Below are 16,024 nucleotides of genomic sequence, written 5' to 3' on the forward strand. Positions count from 1 at the left end.
GGACCCGCCCGGAGATCCCGCCCCCGCCTTTCAGAGGGTCGTCAGGGTTGTCGCGGACGGGGTCAGAAGCGGTCCGGGGCCCGGTTCGGGAGGGGGGATCCGGGGAGGGTGTCCGGCTGGGAGTCCGGCTGCTGGTTCTGCCTCGCCTGCGCGTTCGAGCCGGGGGTCGCCTCGCAGGTGATGTCCTTCGCCGGGAGCCTGCCGGTGAGCAGGTAGCCGGTGACGGTGCCGTCCGTGCAGGCGTTGCCGCTCGGGTAGACGCCGTGGCCCTCGCCGCCTCGGACGGTGAGCAACTTCGAGCCCCTCAGATCGGCGTGCAGGGCCTGGCCACTGGGCAGCGGGGTCTGCGAGTCCCACTCGTTCTGGACGATCAGGGCGCCCACGTTGTTGCGCACCTTCGTTGCCGGTTCGAGTGATTCGTCCCAGAACGCGCAGGGCTTGACGCTGGACGCGAAGTCACCGAACAGCGGGTACCGGGCCTTGTCCTCGATGGCGTCCTGCCGGTAGCTCTCGGGGTCCCGGGACCACGCGGCCGAGTTGTCGCCGCACACCACGGCCCAGAAGCTCGCCATCATGTTGTCGGCCGGGGGCTCGGTGGCTGCGGTCGCCCCGCTCACCCCGGTCGCCCCGCTCACTCCGGTCGCCCCGCTCACTCCGGTCGCCCCGGTCGCCCCTGTCGCCCCGCTCGCCCCAGTGGCCCTAGGCGCCCCGGTCGTTCCGGATCCGGTGAACGCCGTGAGGCTCTCGTCCGAGGCGGGGCGGCCCTCCGCCGCCTTCCTCAGCTCCACGATCGCCTCGGAGGCCACTTCCGGCGTGAAGACCAGCTGGCGCATACCGATGCGGATCCCGTCCCCGGTGATCGGCTGCCCGCCCAGCTCGATGGGCTCCTCCTCGGCCCGCGCGACCAGGTCCCAGAAGGTCGCGTCGACCTCCTTCGGGGTGTCACCGAGGCCGTACCGATCCGCGCGCTCCGCCGCCCACCGCGTCCAGCGGTCGAACGCCGGCTCCGCGCCCTCCGCCCACCACTGGATCATCCCCCGCCAGGCCCGCGCCGGATCGACCCCGCTGTCCAGGACGAACCGGTCGGCCCGGCCCGGGAAGAGCTGGGTGTAGACGGCGCCCAGGTAGGTGCCGTACGAGTACCCCACGTACGAGATCTTCTTCTCGCCGAGGATCGCCCGGAGCAGGTCCATGTCCCGCGCGGTGTTGCGCGTGGTGATGTGCGCGAGTGTGTCCCCCGCCGTCTCCTCGCACTTGTCGGCGACGCCGCGTGCCCAGTCGATGTCCTTGTCGAACGTCTCCTCCTTGTACGGCCGCAGCCAGTCCTCCTCCTCCAGCGTCAGATCACAGGAGACCGGGCTGCTCCGTCCCACACCGCGCGGGTCGAAGCCGATGAGGTCGTACTGCCGCTGTACGGACCGGGGGAGGGCCTCCCGCATGTCCAGCGGCATGAAGAGCCCCGGGCCGCCCGGGCCGCCCGGGTTGGAGAACAGGACACCGTGCCGCTCGCCGGGCGCGGTGGTCCTGATCCGGGATATCGCCAGGTCGATCCGCTCGCCCCCGGGGGCCCGGTAGTCCAGCGGGACCTTGATCGTGGCGCACTCGAACTCCGCCGGGGTGTCGGGTGCGCACCGCTTCCACCGCGGTTTCTGCTGTGTGAACCAGGTCAGCGCGGGCTGGGTGGCGGAGGGGGAGACCTGCGCGGCGGAGATCGCCGAGGCGATGGTTGCCTCGGCGGCGGTGGCCGTCGAAGTGGCGAGCACGGGAGCCAGCGTTGCCGTGAGACTCACGGCCAGCAGGGGCGCGAGATGTCGTCTACGCACAATATTGATCCTTCCGGTCTCATGTTCGGGACAGGAAGGATCCTTCAGCAGTCGGCCACGGGACGGATCCCTCAGTCGGGCGCGTCTCCCTCCCCCTCGGGAAGGAGACAACTGTCCCCGCTCGTACCGGAGTTGTAGGTGGTTGATTCACTTTCGGCCACGGGGGGCTCCGGGTCGGGAGGGGACGGCGGGGAGGGCAGAGAGGGGCAAGGGGGGGCGAGGACGGACAGTGCGTCAGGGTCACCCATGGGGCTATGCATCTGCCGATGGCACTGCCATCCGTCTTCTGTCCGCGTTCCCCCGCTCCGAGATTCACCAGGGAAACCGTTCTGCTTGGGCCATCCGCTGTCACGGATGTCACCGGGCGGTGACAGCGTTGTCCTGGAACGAAGGCGGGGGATCTTCCTGGCCCGTTGTCCCCTCATAGTCATCGAGCAAGCACTGATGACCGATCACCGATCACCGATCTCCCTGGGGGAATTCATGTCCGGCAACCGTCGCAAGGCCCTCCTTCTGTCCGCGGCCCTCGTGAGCGGCGCCCTGATGATGACCGCCTGCCAGAACTCGGACACCGGTGCCGCGCAGGACCCCGCCGCCGTCCCCGTGGGCAACGCGTCCACCCCCAACGACGGCGGCCAGGACAAGGACCAGGCCGGTGACCAGGGCTCCGGCGTCACCGGTGACGGAAGCGACGACGCGCCCGGCTCGGGTGCCGACCTCGGCGACGGCGAGCGCGTGCCCGTCGAGGAGGCACAGGAGGCAGAGGAGGCCGGGGGTACCGGGGACGCCGAGTACGCCGACGGCGGCGATGGTGTCGGGCAGGTCTGCGGTGCCAATGACATTTCCTGGAGCACCCGTTCCGAGAGCCAGGCCGGTGGCTACATCCTCGTCATCGCCCAGGCCAAGGACGGGATCAGCTGCTATCTGCCCGCCGGTCTGCCGACCGTCGCCTTCGGCTCCGACGGCACCCAGGCCGGCCCCGCCGAACAGGCCGCCGGGCCCCAGATCGAACTCAGCGGCGACACCACCGCCTACGCCGGTGTGAACCCCAAGACCACCAACACCGACACCGGCAAGGAACTCGACTTCATCATCGTCGGCGTCGGCGACGACGACCCCAACCCCGTCTCCCTGCCCGTCGGCACCATCACCGTCGAGGACCCCATCGTCACCAACTGGCACACCGACCCCGCCGACGCCGTCCCCTTCGGCTGACCGGACCCGCCGGGGTCAGGACGACTCCGCGTGCACGCGTCGCGCAGCCGTCCCCACCGGTACCGGCGGCCGTGGATCGACCGGGTGGACGGCGAGGGGGTGGACCGTGACGGTCATCCAGGGCCAGACCGGGAGGGAGGAGATGATGGCGTGCAGTTCGGTGGCGTCGGGCGCCTGCCACAGGCCCCAGTTCTCCATCCGGCCGGGTACCCGCCACATACGGACGAGATGACCCGACGCGGCCAGATCGGCGGCGTGGGCGCGCTCGGCGGTGGAGACCGCGTCCTTGTGAGCCGGGTCCATGTCATGAGGCCAGGCGATCTGGATGTTGACGAGGAATTCCATCGTTCTTTCCGGGTTCCTTAGTTCGCGCGGTGTGCTGGGTACGGTTCGGTTCCGCCGGTCCGGCTAGTCGCCGAACGGGTCCGCCGGGATGCCGTACTCCGTGATGACCGACTTGGTCTGGAGAAATTCCTGGACGGCCTCGACGCCGTTCTCGCGGCCCAGGCCCGACTGTTTGTGGCCGCCGAAGGGGACGGACCAGTGCAGGAGGCGGTAGGTGTTCACCCAGACGACCCCGGCGTCCAGGCGGGCGGTGAGACGGTGCGCGCGGGACGCGTCACGGGTCCACAGGCCCGCGGCCAGGCCGTACTCCAGAGAGTTGGCCACGGCCACCGCCTCGTCCTCCGTGCCGAAGGGCTGCACGGTGACGACGGGGCCGAAGATCTCCTCCCGGCACACCGCCATGTCGGGGCGTACGTCGGCCAGTACCGTCGGCAGGTACCAGTAGCCGCCCTCCGTGCCGCCGGCCGGCTCGGGGCGGCGGGCGCCGGTCAGGGCGCGGGCGCCCGCCCGTACCGCGTCGGACACATAGGACTCGACCCGGGTCAGCGCCGCCGCCGAGGCCAGCGGGCCGATCTGGGTGTCCGGGTCGCGCGGGTCGCCCACCCGGAGCCGGTCCACGGACCGGGCGAAGCGGGTCAGGAACTCCTCGTACACCTCGTCCTGGACCAGGAGCCGGGAGCCGGCCACGCAGGTCTGGCCCGCGGCGGAGAAGGCGCCCTGGCGGGCGGCGGCCACGGCCGCGTCCAGGTCGGCGTCGGCGAAGACGACATGGGCCGACTTGCCGCCCGCCTCGCACACGAAGCGTTTCATCCGGGACGCGGCCCGCGCTCCGATCTCCCGGGCGACCGCGGTGCTGCCGGTGAAGGTGACCATGGCGACGTCCGGGTGCTCGGTCAGCAACCGTGCCTCCGCGGCCCCGCCGATGACGGTGGTGACGACGCCCGGCGGGAACCCCGCCTCCAGCGCGAGTTCGGCGAGCCGGACGGAGGAGGCCGGTGCCTGGGGCGGGGGCTTGAGGATGACCGTGTTGCCCGCGGCCAGCGCCGGGGCCAGCTTCCAGGAGCCCAGGGACAGCGCGCCGTTGAAGGGGGTCAGCGCGGCGACCACCCCCAGCGGTTCCTGGCGGATCACCGCGCTGGCGCTCGCGCTCAGGGTGCGGGAACGGTCCTCCAGGGTCTCCGCGACCGCCGCGAAGTAGCGGTACCAGCGGACCAGTGCGGCAACCTCCGCCCGGGTCGCCGCGAGGGGTTTGCCGTTGGCCCGGGTCTCCAGGGCCGCGAGTTCGTCGCCGTGGGCGGCGAGGACGTCGCCCAGGCGGTGGAGGAGGTCGGCCCGGGTGTGCTGCGGAAGGGCCGACCAGGTGCGCAGTGCCGTACGGGCCGCCGCCACCGCCTCGGTCACCGCCTCGGGGTCCTGGTGGGCCGTGGCCCAGTGGGCGCCCGTGGCCGGGTCCAGGAGGGGGACCTCGGTGCCGGCGGGGGGCGTCGCGCGGTCGCCGATGAACGAGGTCCACACCGGCAGGGGTGTGCCGGCCCGGGTGGCGGGCCTGGTGGTGGCCCCGGTGGTGGGCGAGGTCATGGGTGTGCGGTCCTCTCGGTGCTGAGCGCGGCGCGTACGGCGGGCTCGTCGTGGTGATGGCAGGCGATGGTGTGGGCGGGGTGATCGGGGTGGTCAGGGGGGCCGGACCGGTCCGTACGGGTGCCGGGTCCGGCCACCTGCGTGGTCGGCGGCGGCTCGGTGCGGCACAGCTCGGTGGCGAAGGGGCACGCCCGCTGGAAGCGGCAGCCGGGCGGCGGGTCGGCCGGGTCCGGGGGCTCGGCGCGCGACCGGGTACCGGCCCCCGGCAACGGGGCTCTCGGGTCGGGCACCGGGACGGCGGCGAGCAGGGAGTGGGTGTACGGATGGCGGGGCGAGGCGAAGACCTCGGCGCACGGCCCGCTCTCCATGATCCGGCCCCCGTACATCACGACGACCCGGTCGGAGATGTGCCGGACCACGCTCATGTCGTGGGAGATGAAGAGGAAACTCACCTCGCTGTCCCGGCGCAGATCCTTGAGGAGATTGACGATCTGGCCCTGCACACTGACGTCGAGGGCCGAGACGATCTCGTCGCAGACGATGAACCGGGGCTCGACCGCGAGCGCCCGCGCGATGGCGGCACGCTGGCGCTGTCCGCCGGACAGTTCGTGCGGGTGGCGGTCCGCCAGTTCGGGGGCGAGACCGACCTGGGCGAGCAGTTGCGCGGCCCGTTCGCCCGCCTGCTCCCGGGGGACCGTGCGGTGGACCTGGACGACCTCGCGGATCATCGCCCCGATGGTCATCCGCGGGTTGAGGCTCGCGTACGGGTCCTGGTGGACGATCTGGGCGACCCGGGGCAGCGACCTGTCGGCGCGCAGCCCGGCCAGCGGGCGGCCCTCGATCAGGATCTCTCCGGCGACGACCGGGGACAGGCCCACCAGGGCCCGTCCGGTGGTGGTCTTGCCGCTGCCGCTCTCGCCGACGATGGTGACGATGCTGCGCGCGGGCACCGTGAAGGAGACGCCGTCCACCGCGCGGGCGCTGCCGGTCACCCGGCGCAGTACCCCGGTGCGCAGGGGGAAGTGGACCTGGAGGTCCGTCACCGTCACCGCGTCGGGCGGGGTGGTGGAGGTCGGGTCGATGGCCGGGGCCGTCTCCGTGCTCATGCGGGCACCCTCTCGGTGTGCGGTTCGCCGGCCGGTGCCGGATGGGGGCAGCGGACCGTGTGCTCGGGGTGCGCGCCGGGTGGGTGGAGGAGTTCGGGTACGGCGTCGCCGCACTCGGGGCGGGCCATCGTGCAGCGGGGCTGGAAGGCGCAGCCGGGGGGTGGGTCCGCCGGATGGGGCGGGAAACCGGGGATGGCGGGGAGGCGGTCGACCTGGCGGTCCAGGCGGGGGACGGCGGCCATCAGGGCGCGGGTGTAGGGATGGCCGGGGGCGTCGAAGAGGGCGGTGGTGGGGGCGGTCTCGACGATCCGGCCGCCGTACATGACCGCGATCCGGTCGGTGACCCCGGCGACGACCCCCAGGTCGTGGGTGATCAGGACCAGGGCCATCCGCAGTTCGCGGCGGAGGCGGTCGATCAGGCCGAGGACCTGGGACTGGATGGTGACGTCCAGGGCGGTGGTGGGTTCGTCGGCGATCAGCAGCCGGGGTTCACGGCTGACCGCCATGGCGATGAGGACGCGCTGGCGCATCCCGCCGGACAGTTCGTGCGGGTAGTTGCCGAGCCGGTCGCGGGGGCCGGGGATGCCGACCAGGTCGAGCAGTTCCGCGCACTTGTCCTTGGCCCGGCGGCGGTTGTGTCCGTCGTAGCGGACGAGGGGTTCGGCCATCTGGGCGCCGATGGTCATGGCCGGGTTGAGCGCGGAGAGCGCGTCCTGGGAGACGAGCGCGATGCCGCTGCCCCGGACCTGCCGCAACTGCCGCCGTCCGAGCCGGGTCAGGTCCCGCCCCTCGAAGGCGATCCGGCCATGGACCTCGGCGCCCTCGTGCCCGAGCAGGCCGAGCACGGCCAGCATGGTCTGGCTCTTGCCGCACCCCGATTCGCCGACGACCCCGAGGGCCTCGCCCTCGGCGACGCTGAAGGACACGTCCCTGACGGTCTCCACGGAGCTCGCACCGGGCGAGGGGCCCGATGGTGAGCCGGCGCGGTCCGGGTAGGCGACCCGGAGGTGTTCCACTTCGAGAACGGACACGCTGGTGCCTCCCGCTACGCGAGCTTGATCTTGGGGTTGAAGTACGCCTGCACCACATCGACCAGGAAGTTGATGAGGACGAAGGCGACGGCGATCATCAGGATTCCGCCCTGGACGAGAGGGATGTCCCGGCTGGAGATGGCCTGATGGAGCGCCAGGCCGATGCCGGGCCAGGAGAACACCGTCTCGGTGAGCACCGCCCCGCTGAGCAGGAACCCGGCCTGGAGTCCGATCACGGTGACGACCGAGGGCATCGCGTTGGGCAGCACATGCCGGGTGATGACCCGCAGCTCGCCGATGCCCCGGGAACGGGCGGTGCGGACATAGTCGTTGCCGATCACCTCCAGCACCGCCGACCGGGTCATCCGGGCGATCACCGCCAGCGACCACGCCGACAGGGTGATCACCGGCAGCACCATGTGCGCGGCGACGTCCAGGGCTCCGCCGCCCCCGCCGATGGAGGTCATGCCGGTCGCGGGGAGCATCCGCAGCTGGAGCGAGAAGACGACGATCAGTACGAGGCCGAACCAGAACGACGGCACGGAGTTGAGGAACAGCACACCGACCGTCAGCCCCCGGTCCCGCGCGGAGCCCGGCTTCATGGCGGCCCAGGTGCCGATCGCCACCCCGGCGAGGGCCGCGACCACGATCGCGGTGCCGGAGAGCAGGAAGGTGTTCAGGAGCCGGTCGGAGAGCACCTCCGAGACGGGGCGGCCGAAGGAGAGCGAGCGGCCGAGATCGCCGCCGAGCAGATTGCCGAGGTAGGTGAAGTAGCGGGAGATGGCGGGCTCGTCGAGCCCGAGGTCCGCGCGCAGCGCCTGCCGGTCCTCCTCGGAGGAGGTGGGGCCGAGCAGGGCGGTCGCCTGGTCCCCGGGGATGATCTGGCCGAGCCCGAAGGTGGCGATGGTCACCCCGAGGACGACGGGGATCATCTGGAGCGCCCGGCGCAGGGTGAAGGTCAGCATGGTGTGTCTCCTGGGCTGTTCCTGACCGGGCGGGCGGGGGCCGAAGCCGCAGCGGAAGCCGGGGCGGGGACGGAGGCCGGGGCCGCTCCACCGGTACCCCCGCCGAGCGCGGCGCGCAGCCGGCCCTTGCGCCCGGGGCGGCCGGTCCGGCTGCGCGGGTCGAGCCGGTCCCGTACGCCGTCGCCGAGCAGGTTGAAGCCGATGGCCAGGACGACGATCACCAGGCCGGGGATGGTCGCCACATGGGGCGAGGTGACCAGCAGGGCCCGGCCGCCGCTGAGCATCTGGCCCCAGTCGGGCGCGGGCGGCTGGGCGCCGAGGCCGAGGAAGGCGAGGCTGGAGCCGAGGATGACGTTCCGGCCGGTCTGGAGGGTGGCGAAGACGACCAGCCCGCCGAGCAGGTTGGGCACGATGTGCCGCAGGGCGATCCGGCGGTGCCCGTAGCCCAGGACCCCGGCGGCCTCCACGTACTGCTCCTGCCGCAGGGACACGACGCTGCCGCGCACGATCCGGCCGAACTCGGGGACGGTGACCACGACCATGGCGATCACCATGGAGGTCAGTCCGGGCCCGAGGGCGACCCCGATGCCGAGGGCGAGCAGGATGCCGGGGAAGGAGAACATCACGTCGAAGAAACGCATCAGGACGCTGTCCAGCCAGCCGCCGACGTAGCCGGAGACCAGGCCGAGCAGTCCGCCGATCAGCAGGGCGATCAGGGTGGGCACGACCGCGACCAGCAGGGCGAGCCTGCTGCCGTGCATCAGCCGGCTGAGGATGTCCCGGCCGACCTCGTCGGTGCCCAGCGGATGGCCGCTGCTGAAGGGGCCCAGACCGATGGCCGCCGGGTCGGTGGCGAGCGGGTCGGCGGGGGCGATCCAGGGGGCGAGCAGCGCGACCAGGACGGTGACGGCGACGATGGCGCCGCCGATGACCGCCGTGGTGTTGCCGCCGCGGGCCGCGCGCAGCAATTGGCGCAGGGTGACACGGGCGGCGGCCCGTGAAGCGGGGGGTGGTACGGGAGCGGGTGCCGCAGCGGGTGCGGTGGGCACAGTGGCCTTCATGGCAGGAACCTCCTCACCGGCGGCGGATGGTGGTGTAGTCGATGTAGACGGACGGTGCCGCGACGACGCCCTCGACCTTGCGGCTGAGCAGCCGGGGCAGCCGGTCCTGGTAGAGGAAGACCCAGGGCGCGTCGGCGGCGATGGTGTCCGCCGCCCGGCGGTACAGCTCCATCCGGGTCGTCTCCCGGGGTTCGGCGCGGGCCCGGTCGAGCAGGGCGTCGACGGCCGGGTTGCGGTACCAGCCGCGGTTCACGCCGTCGGGGGGATGCAGGTCCCCGCTGAACATCCGCTCCAGGAAGTCACCGGCGTCGGCGCCGGTGGTCCAGCCGTTGAAGGAGCCGTGGACGCCGTCCTTGTATCCGGCGCCCTCCTCGGCGACGAGCGAGGCGAACTCCATGTACTGGACCTCCAACCGCACACCGACCGCTTTGAGGTCCTGCTGGATCAGCGACATGATCTCGGTGGCCTGGGAGAAGCCGGGCCCGCTGTCGGGCGCGAGCAGACGCAGCCGTACGGGGGTGGGTACGCCGCTCTCGGCGATCAGGCGTCTGGCCAGGGCGGGGTCGTGGGCGTAGCGGCCGTCGTCCGTGGCGCTCCCCTGGTCAAGCTGGTCCGGCTGGTCCTGCTGGCCTTGTGGGTCCTGCTGGTACGCCTCGTTGCCGCGGGGCAGCGGGCCGTGCGACGGGGTGACCTGGTCGGCGGTGAGGGTGGCGATGGCCTCCCGGTCCACGGCGTGGTTGAGCGCCTGCCGGAAGACGGCGTTGTCCGTGGGGGCGGTACGGGTGTTGAGCCGCAGGAAGTACTGGTTGGCGGGCTCCGGGTACTGGACCGTCATGGTGCCCTGCCCGGCGAGCTGGCGTACCTGCTGGGCGCCCGCGCTGAGGATCGCGTCGACCTCGCCGGTCTGGGCGGCGATGGCCAGCGTGGTCGGGTCGCTGACCGACTCCACGATGATGGACCCGGTCTTCGGCACACCGCCCCAGTAGTCCGGGTTGCGGGTCAGCTCGACCCGCTTGCCGTGGTCGGCGGCCCGCTGCCGGTAGGGCCCGGTGCCGACGGGGTGCAGCCCCACTTCGTCGGGGTCGTGGGCGCGCAGCACCGCCGGGCTGATGAGGGACATCCGCCGGTCGGTGAGCACGCGGGGCAGACCGGCGTACGGCTTGGTGAGCCGCAGGGCGACGGTGTGCGGTCCGCGGACCTCGACGCGTTCGATCCAGCGGGTGAGGAACTTCATGTTGCCGGCGGCGGTGGCGTCGTACACCGGGGACTTCTCGTCGCTGATCCGGTCGAAGTTGAGCTTGACGGCGTCGGCGTCGAAGCGGGTGCCGTCGGCGAAGGTGACGCCGGTGCGCAGGCCGAGGGTGTAGGTGAGGGCGTCCGGGGACGCCTCCCAGGAGGTGGCGAGGCCGGGGCGCAGCTCGGGCGCCCGGTCGGTCCTGGTGCCGAGGTCCTCCCGGATGAGGGGGTCGAAGAGCGCGTCCACGACCCGCAGCCCCACGGTGCCGGAGAGGCGCTGCGGATCGAGTACGGGTATCTCGCCCTCGGCGCCGATGACCAGGGTGTCCGGGTCGCGTCCGAAGCTCGGCGGCGAGGCACAGCCGGTGAGCAGCAGGGCGCCGGCGAGCAGGGTGCCGGCGGTGCGGCGCAGGGTGACGCGGACGCCTGCGCGCGGTGCGCGCGGTGCGCGCGGTGCGCGCGGCGGACGGGGCGCGGCGGGTGGGCCCGGTGGTGACCCGGGTGGGTGGGTGAGCCTCATGAGTGCGGCCTTTGTTCGGGGAGTCTCATGGGTGCGGTCTGTGTGTGCGGGGGGTGAGGGGCGCGGGTGTTGTGCGCCTGGGTGTGGTGCGCACAGGTGCCGTGCTTGCGGGTGTCGTACGCACAGGTGCCGTGCGTGCGGGTGTCATGCGTGCGGGTGTCCTGCGTGCCGCGCCCTGTTTCCGGGGTGTCATGGGCGCACCCCCCGTTCCTGTCCGAGGTCGCGCAGTACCGTCGTGGCGGCGTTTCTGCCGGGGGTGCCGGTGACGTATCCGCCGGGCCAGGTGCCGCTGCCGCTGACGTAGAAGCCGGGCAGCGGGGTCCGGTAACCGGCGAGGGCGGGGTGCGGGCGGGCGCCGAAGAGACCGGCCGGGAGCATGTCGCCGTGGGTGATGTTGCTTCCGGCCAGGCCGAGTTCGCGTTCCATCTCCACCGGGTTCATGAAGCGGTGGTCCACGATCCGGTCGGCGATGCCCGGCATCAGCAGGCCCAGCTGCTCGACGCAGCGCCGGCCGAAACGCTCGGTCCGCGCGGTGTCCCAGGGGCCGTCGTGCGGCCGGTAGGGCGCGTGCCAGGCGTTCAGGCTGATCAGGTGGGTGGTGCCGGGGGTGAGTCCGGGCGAGGTGAGGGTGGGGGTGAGTCCCCACATCAGGATCTCGTCACCGGTACGGCCTTCCAGCGCGGCGGAGATCGCCGCCTCGATGGTCTTGGGCGCGGACCCGAACCGGAACTGGCAGGCGCGTACCGCCTCGGGGTCGGCGTCGTCCGGCAGTCCCGCGTAGGACGGGAGCGAGTCGACCTCCAGGACCACCTTGAAGGCGGAGCCGCGCATCGGTGTCGCGAGGACGGCGTCCCCGATGCCGGGGTCCATCGCCTCCGCGTCGAGGAGGTCACGGAAGAGATGGTGGGGGTTGACGGTGGAGATCACGCGCGGGGCCAGGAACTCCTCGCCGGTGGGGGTGACCACACCGCGTACCCCGTCGGGGCCGTGCAGGACCCGTGCCACCGGGGTGCCGGTGCGCACCCGCACGCCGTGCGCCCGGCAGGCGCTCTCCAGGGCGTCGACGATGGCGCTCATCGAGCCGACGGGCAGGCCGGTGGAGCCGCGCAGGGCGAGGCGTTCGGCACCGTCGGGGCTCCCGGCGTACGGGCTCCCCGCGGCGGTGGCGGCGAGCGCGAAGGGCCGCATCATCAGCCCCACGGCCGTGCCCGGCGTGGACGGCGGGACGAGCTGCGCGTTGAGCGCGAGCAGCATGAGCAGCGCCTTCGCCCGGTCGGAGACCAGGTGGGCATCGAGGAGCGCGGTGAGACCGCCCTCGAAGACCAGCTCGAACAGCCGTCGGTCCGCGGCCCCGGTCAATCGTTTCTTCAGTACGTCGAGGGCGGGCGGTGTGCGGTCCAGATGGACCCCGAGCCGGGCGCCCAGCCGCTCCAGGCCGCCGATCAGTCCGCGGTAGCGGGCCGCCTCGCCGGGGGCGAAGGCGTCGAGTTGGGCGTCGACGCGGGCGGGGTCGCGCCAGCCGATGAAGCAGCCCTCGTCGAAGCGGTGGACCACGGTCGGGTCGACCCTGACGAACCGCAGGCCGTGCCGGGCGAGTTCGAGTTCGGCGACGACGGCCGGGTTGAGGGAGCCGGGCGAGTTGGTGAAGGCCAGCCGGCGGCCGGGCAGGAACTCGTACGCGCCGCAGGGGCCGCCGAGTCCCGGCCGGGACTCCAGCAGGGCCACCCGCAGCCCCGCGCGCCCGAGATAGGCGGCGGTCACCAGTCCGTTGTGGCCGCCGCCGACGATCACCGCGTCGTAGTGGTGACGGCTGGGCTGTGGGCGTCTCATGTGGTGCCGTGCCTCTCAGGTACGGGGGGCGGCGGTGAAGGCGTCCTCGAACAGGTCCACCCAGTTGCCGCCGGACATCCGCTCGACCTCGGTGGCCGTGAAGCCCCGGTCGAGCAGCCGCTCGCGTACGGTCCCGTAGCCGCGCCCGGCGGCGAACCAGTCCGGGAACTCGACCGGGCCGGAGATCGGCACCATCGGGCTGCGGCTCCACCGGCCCTGGCGCCACCAGTGCAGTTCCTCGTCGCCCTGGCCGGCGTAGTAGTCGGAGCCCAGTCCGACGTGGTCGACGCCGATGAGTTCGGCGGTGTAGGCGACCATGTCGCAGAAGCGGTCCACGGTGCAGTCGACGCCGTCGGGGGCGATCCTCGGGTACATGCTCAGCCCGACCACGCCGCCCGACTCGGCGGTCTGCTTGAGGACGGTGTCGGACTTGTTCCGCAGGGCCAGTTCGACGTCCTCGCCGACGAACGCGCGAGGGTTGGCGTGGGTGACGGCGACGGGCCGCTCCGAGGCCTCGATGGCCTCCAGGGAGGTGCGTTCGTTGCAGTGCGAGATGTCGACGAGCATGCCGACCTGGTTCATCTCGCGGATGAGATTGCGCCCGTAGGTGCGGGAGAGTCCGGCGTCCTCGCCCTCCCAGCAGCCGGCTCCGGCGGAGTTCTGGGTGTTGTAGGTGAGCTGGGCGATCCGCACCCCGGCCTGGTGGAAGGCGCCCACGAGGTCGAGGTCGTCCTCGAAGGGACTGCTGTTCTGGAAGCCGAGGACGACCGCGGTACGTCCCTCCTCCCCGGCCCGGCGGATGTCGTCGGCGGAGCGGCCCTCGCGCAGCAGGTCGGCGTGCTCGGCCAGCAGCCGCTGCCAGCGGCCCACCTCGCGCATGGTCTCGGTGGAGTCCTCCCAGATGGCCACCGTGGCGTGGATCGCGGTGATGCCGGCGGTGTGCCACTCCTCGAAGCGGGGGCGGGAGGGCTTGACGAATTGCAGGGCGTCGACGAGCACGGGGGCGGTCTCCTTGGGGTCGGAGTCGGGGCCGGGGCCAGGTTCGGAGCCAGGTCCGGGGCCAGGTCCGGCGCCGGGTTCGGCGCCGGGTTCGGGGTGAGCGCTCATCAGCCCGCGGCCTGACCGGCCTGACCGACCTGGTCGATCTGGTCGATCTGATGGATCTGGCCGAGTCGGCCGAGCGCCGGGATCTCGTCCCGCAGACCGAGGTGGCGCAGGGCCCGCCACAGGGACGCCTGGTTGCTGGTGACGACGGGCAGACCGGTGTCCATCTCCAGGTAGGGCAGCACCTCGAAGGTCCGGAAGGTGCCGCAGGAGATCAGCAGGGCGTCGGCGTCCGGGGCGGCCCGGTGCAGGCTGCGGCCGAGCCGGTAGGCGCTGTCGGCGTCGTGGACGCTGGCCTCGTACGGGTCGGTGATCTGGAGCCCCTCGATGACCGGGACCTCGAAGCCGACGGCGATGAGGTAGTCGCGCAGTGCGTCATTGACCTCGTCGGTGTAGATGCTGCCGACGGCGACGGACCTCGCGCCGACCGCGCGCAGGGCGTCCACCTGGGCCTGCATCATGGTGATGGCGGGGATTCCGGTTTCCGCGGTGATCTCGTCGGTGACCTTCTCGTCGGTGCCCGGCCCGGGGATGAAGGTGCCGGGGGCACCGCACTGGACGATGAGGTCGACCTTGGCGGTGGCGAGCTGCCGCGATGCCTCCAGGACCTGCGCCATCATCGTCTTCAGCCCGTCGGCGTCGACCCGGGGGACGATGGTCCGCGCGTCGGCGAAGGCCACGCCGGTCGGGGCGACGGAACGCCATTCCTCGGCGCCCTCGATCGCCGTCGCGGGACGTATCTGCCCAATACGGGCACGCCAGCCGAGTAGCATACGAAATCTCTCTTTCTGGTACGGCCACCGCACTCTCCGGCGGCCCGAATCCGAATCTGGGACAGTGGACCAGATCGGTTGGGACAACGTACCCACGACGGTGGAGACAGGTCAATGGGGTGGAGGGGAAGCGCTGAACACGCCATATGGGGGGTGCGTTCTGGCCATGGGTGGGTCGCCGGGACCGCACTGAACGCGAAAAGCCCGCTACCCCCGGGGTGGGGGTAGCGGGTAGCCGGCGGCCGGTGGCCAGGAGTTGGCGACCGGTGGCCGGTGGGCCTACGCGCCGCTCAGACCGGCTGCCGCCAGCGGACGGTGATCTCCGCGGCGGCGGCCCGCAGCACGGGGACGAGTTCGGCCGTGCGCTCGTCGGTCAGGCGGGCCTGGGGACCGTAGATGCTCAGCGCGGCGACGACGCGGCCCTGTGTCCCGATGGGGACGGCCACCCCGCAGCCGCCCGGGATCCACTCCTCGCGGCTGATGGCGTACCCCTGCTGACGTGCCCCGTCGATCCGGCCGAGGAGGAGAGACTCGGCGTCGGCGTCGGCGGCCGTGTGCTCCCGCACCAGTTGGCCGAGCTGCTCGGGGGGCAGCATCGACAGCAGCACGCGGCCGGTGGCGCCGGAGAAGAGGGAGTAGGGACGGCCCACGCCGGTGATCAGCCGCAGCGGCTGGGGGCTCTCCGCCTCGTAGACGGTGACCCGGCGCCCGTCGACGACCGTGGAGACGCACGCCGTCTCCCCGGTCAGGGCCGCGATGCGGGAAGCGGTGGCCGAGGAGGCGCCGACGAGGTCGCTGTTGGCGGTGTGCTTCCAGGCGAGGGTGAGGGCGGCGGGTCCGATGACGTACTTGCGCGTGCCCTCGTCGGCGACGGCGAGCCCCTCACGCTCCAGGGAGGCGAGGATGCGCTGCACCGAACTCTTGCTGATGCCGAGGTCGCGGCTCAGTTCCCGGACACCGCGCGGCCGGTCCGCCTCGGCGATGGCCTTGAGCACCTGGATGGCGTGATCGACGATCTGCACGGTGCCCACCGGCCGCGTACCGGCGCCGGGCCGGTCGTCGTCGGGACCGACGGGCTGAGAGCCCGCCCCGGTGGGGGCCGCGGAATCAGGTGCAGTCGCCATGGAACGCGGCAATCTCCCTCATGAGCAGGGTCAGGAACACGACCGGGTGCGCCGCGGTGGCGGACGCGGGTGGTACGCCGGCTCCGTGATTCACCGAAACGGCAGTATCACACAGGCACTCCGGCGGGGGGCAACAGCGGCCGGGGCGGGCGGGATACGGGCGGGGGTGGGCGGGGCCGAGGTTCGTACCGCGACTGCGGACGCGGGGGGGGGGGGGGGCGCGGGGGGGGGGGGCGCCCCCCCCCCCCCCCCCCCGCGAGGGTGCGAGAAAGCCCGCGCGAGAGGCCGCCGGGGGGCAGGCCCCCCCCCCCCC

The 16,024-nt window shown here is 72.5% G+C and carries 13 protein-coding genes; 1 reads left to right on the forward strand and 12 read right to left on the reverse strand.

The window, feature by feature from the left end; translation table 11 throughout:
• Positions 1-62: 62 nt before the first annotated feature.
• Positions 63-1,823 carry an alpha/beta hydrolase gene (locus ACFXAZ_RS13955; RefSeq protein WP_384589316.1) on the reverse strand — a complete coding sequence of 587 codons (1,761 nt, stop codon included), beginning with the start codon at positions 1,821-1,823 and terminating at the stop codon, positions 63-65.
• Positions 1,824-2,306: 483 nt separating this feature from the next.
• Between ACFXAZ_RS13955 and ACFXAZ_RS13960 the strand changes: the two genes are divergently transcribed.
• Complete coding sequence (locus tag ACFXAZ_RS13960; RefSeq protein WP_384589319.1) at positions 2,307-3,038, forward strand: DUF4232 domain-containing protein; 732 nt, start codon at positions 2,307-2,309, stop codon at positions 3,036-3,038.
• Between the two features lie 15 nt (positions 3,039-3,053).
• Here ACFXAZ_RS13960 and ACFXAZ_RS13965 read toward each other — a convergent pair whose 3' ends face one another.
• The 11 genes from ACFXAZ_RS13965 to ACFXAZ_RS14015 form a co-directional block, all read right to left on the reverse strand.
• Positions 3,054-3,383, reverse strand: coding sequence for a muconolactone Delta-isomerase (locus tag ACFXAZ_RS13965; RefSeq protein ID WP_384589321.1), 330 nt, complete (start codon positions 3,381-3,383; stop codon positions 3,054-3,056).
• A 63-nt stretch (positions 3,384-3,446) separates the two neighbouring features.
• Entirely contained in the window at positions 3,447-4,961 is a 1,515-nt protein-coding gene (locus tag ACFXAZ_RS13970; protein WP_384589324.1) for an aldehyde dehydrogenase family protein, read from the reverse strand.
• Complete coding sequence (locus ACFXAZ_RS13975; RefSeq protein ID WP_384589327.1) at positions 4,958-6,067, reverse strand: ABC transporter ATP-binding protein; 1,110 nt, start codon at positions 6,065-6,067, stop codon at positions 4,958-4,960. The genes ACFXAZ_RS13970 and ACFXAZ_RS13975 overlap by 4 nt, the downstream gene beginning before the upstream one ends.
• Positions 6,064-7,098 carry an ABC transporter ATP-binding protein gene (locus ACFXAZ_RS13980; RefSeq protein WP_384589330.1) on the reverse strand — a complete coding sequence of 345 codons (1,035 nt, stop codon included), beginning with the start codon at positions 7,096-7,098 and terminating at the stop codon, positions 6,064-6,066. The genes ACFXAZ_RS13975 and ACFXAZ_RS13980 overlap by 4 nt, the downstream gene beginning before the upstream one ends.
• A 14-nt stretch (positions 7,099-7,112) precedes the next feature.
• On the reverse strand, positions 7,113-8,063 hold the full coding sequence (locus ACFXAZ_RS13985) for an ABC transporter permease (RefSeq protein ID WP_384589333.1): 951 nt from the start codon (positions 8,061-8,063) through the stop codon (positions 7,113-7,115).
• Positions 8,057-9,124, reverse strand: a complete 1,068-nt coding sequence (locus ACFXAZ_RS13990; RefSeq protein WP_384589336.1) for an ABC transporter permease — start codon at positions 9,122-9,124, stop codon at positions 8,057-8,059. Before ACFXAZ_RS13990 ends, ACFXAZ_RS13985 begins: the two co-directional genes overlap by 7 nt.
• A 13-nt stretch (positions 9,125-9,137) precedes the next feature.
• Positions 9,138-10,880, reverse strand: coding sequence for an ABC transporter substrate-binding protein (locus ACFXAZ_RS13995; RefSeq protein WP_384589339.1), 1,743 nt, complete (start codon positions 10,878-10,880; stop codon positions 9,138-9,140).
• Positions 10,881-11,069: 189 nt separating this feature from the next.
• Positions 11,070-12,710, reverse strand: a complete 1,641-nt coding sequence (locus tag ACFXAZ_RS14000) for a phytoene desaturase family protein (RefSeq protein WP_384589342.1) — start codon at positions 12,708-12,710, stop codon at positions 11,070-11,072.
• A 15-nt stretch (positions 12,711-12,725) separates the two neighbouring features.
• A complete protein-coding gene (locus ACFXAZ_RS14005; RefSeq protein WP_384589345.1) occupies positions 12,726-13,709 on the reverse strand; it encodes a membrane dipeptidase in 984 nt (327 codons plus the stop codon).
• Between the two features lie 107 nt (positions 13,710-13,816).
• Positions 13,817-14,587, reverse strand: coding sequence for an aspartate/glutamate racemase family protein (locus ACFXAZ_RS14010; RefSeq protein ID WP_384589349.1), 771 nt, complete (start codon positions 14,585-14,587; stop codon positions 13,817-13,819).
• 290 nt (positions 14,588-14,877) lie between these two features.
• Positions 14,878-15,711 (reverse strand): IclR family transcriptional regulator, encoded by an 834-nt coding sequence (locus ACFXAZ_RS14015; protein ID WP_384589352.1) that lies wholly within the window; start codon positions 15,709-15,711, stop codon positions 14,878-14,880.
• Between the last annotated feature and the right edge of the window lie 313 nt (positions 15,712-16,024).

The sequence above is a fragment of the Streptomyces sp. NPDC059477 genome (assembly GCF_042749375.1).
GTDB lineage: Bacteria > Actinomycetota > Actinomycetes > Streptomycetales > Streptomycetaceae > Streptomyces.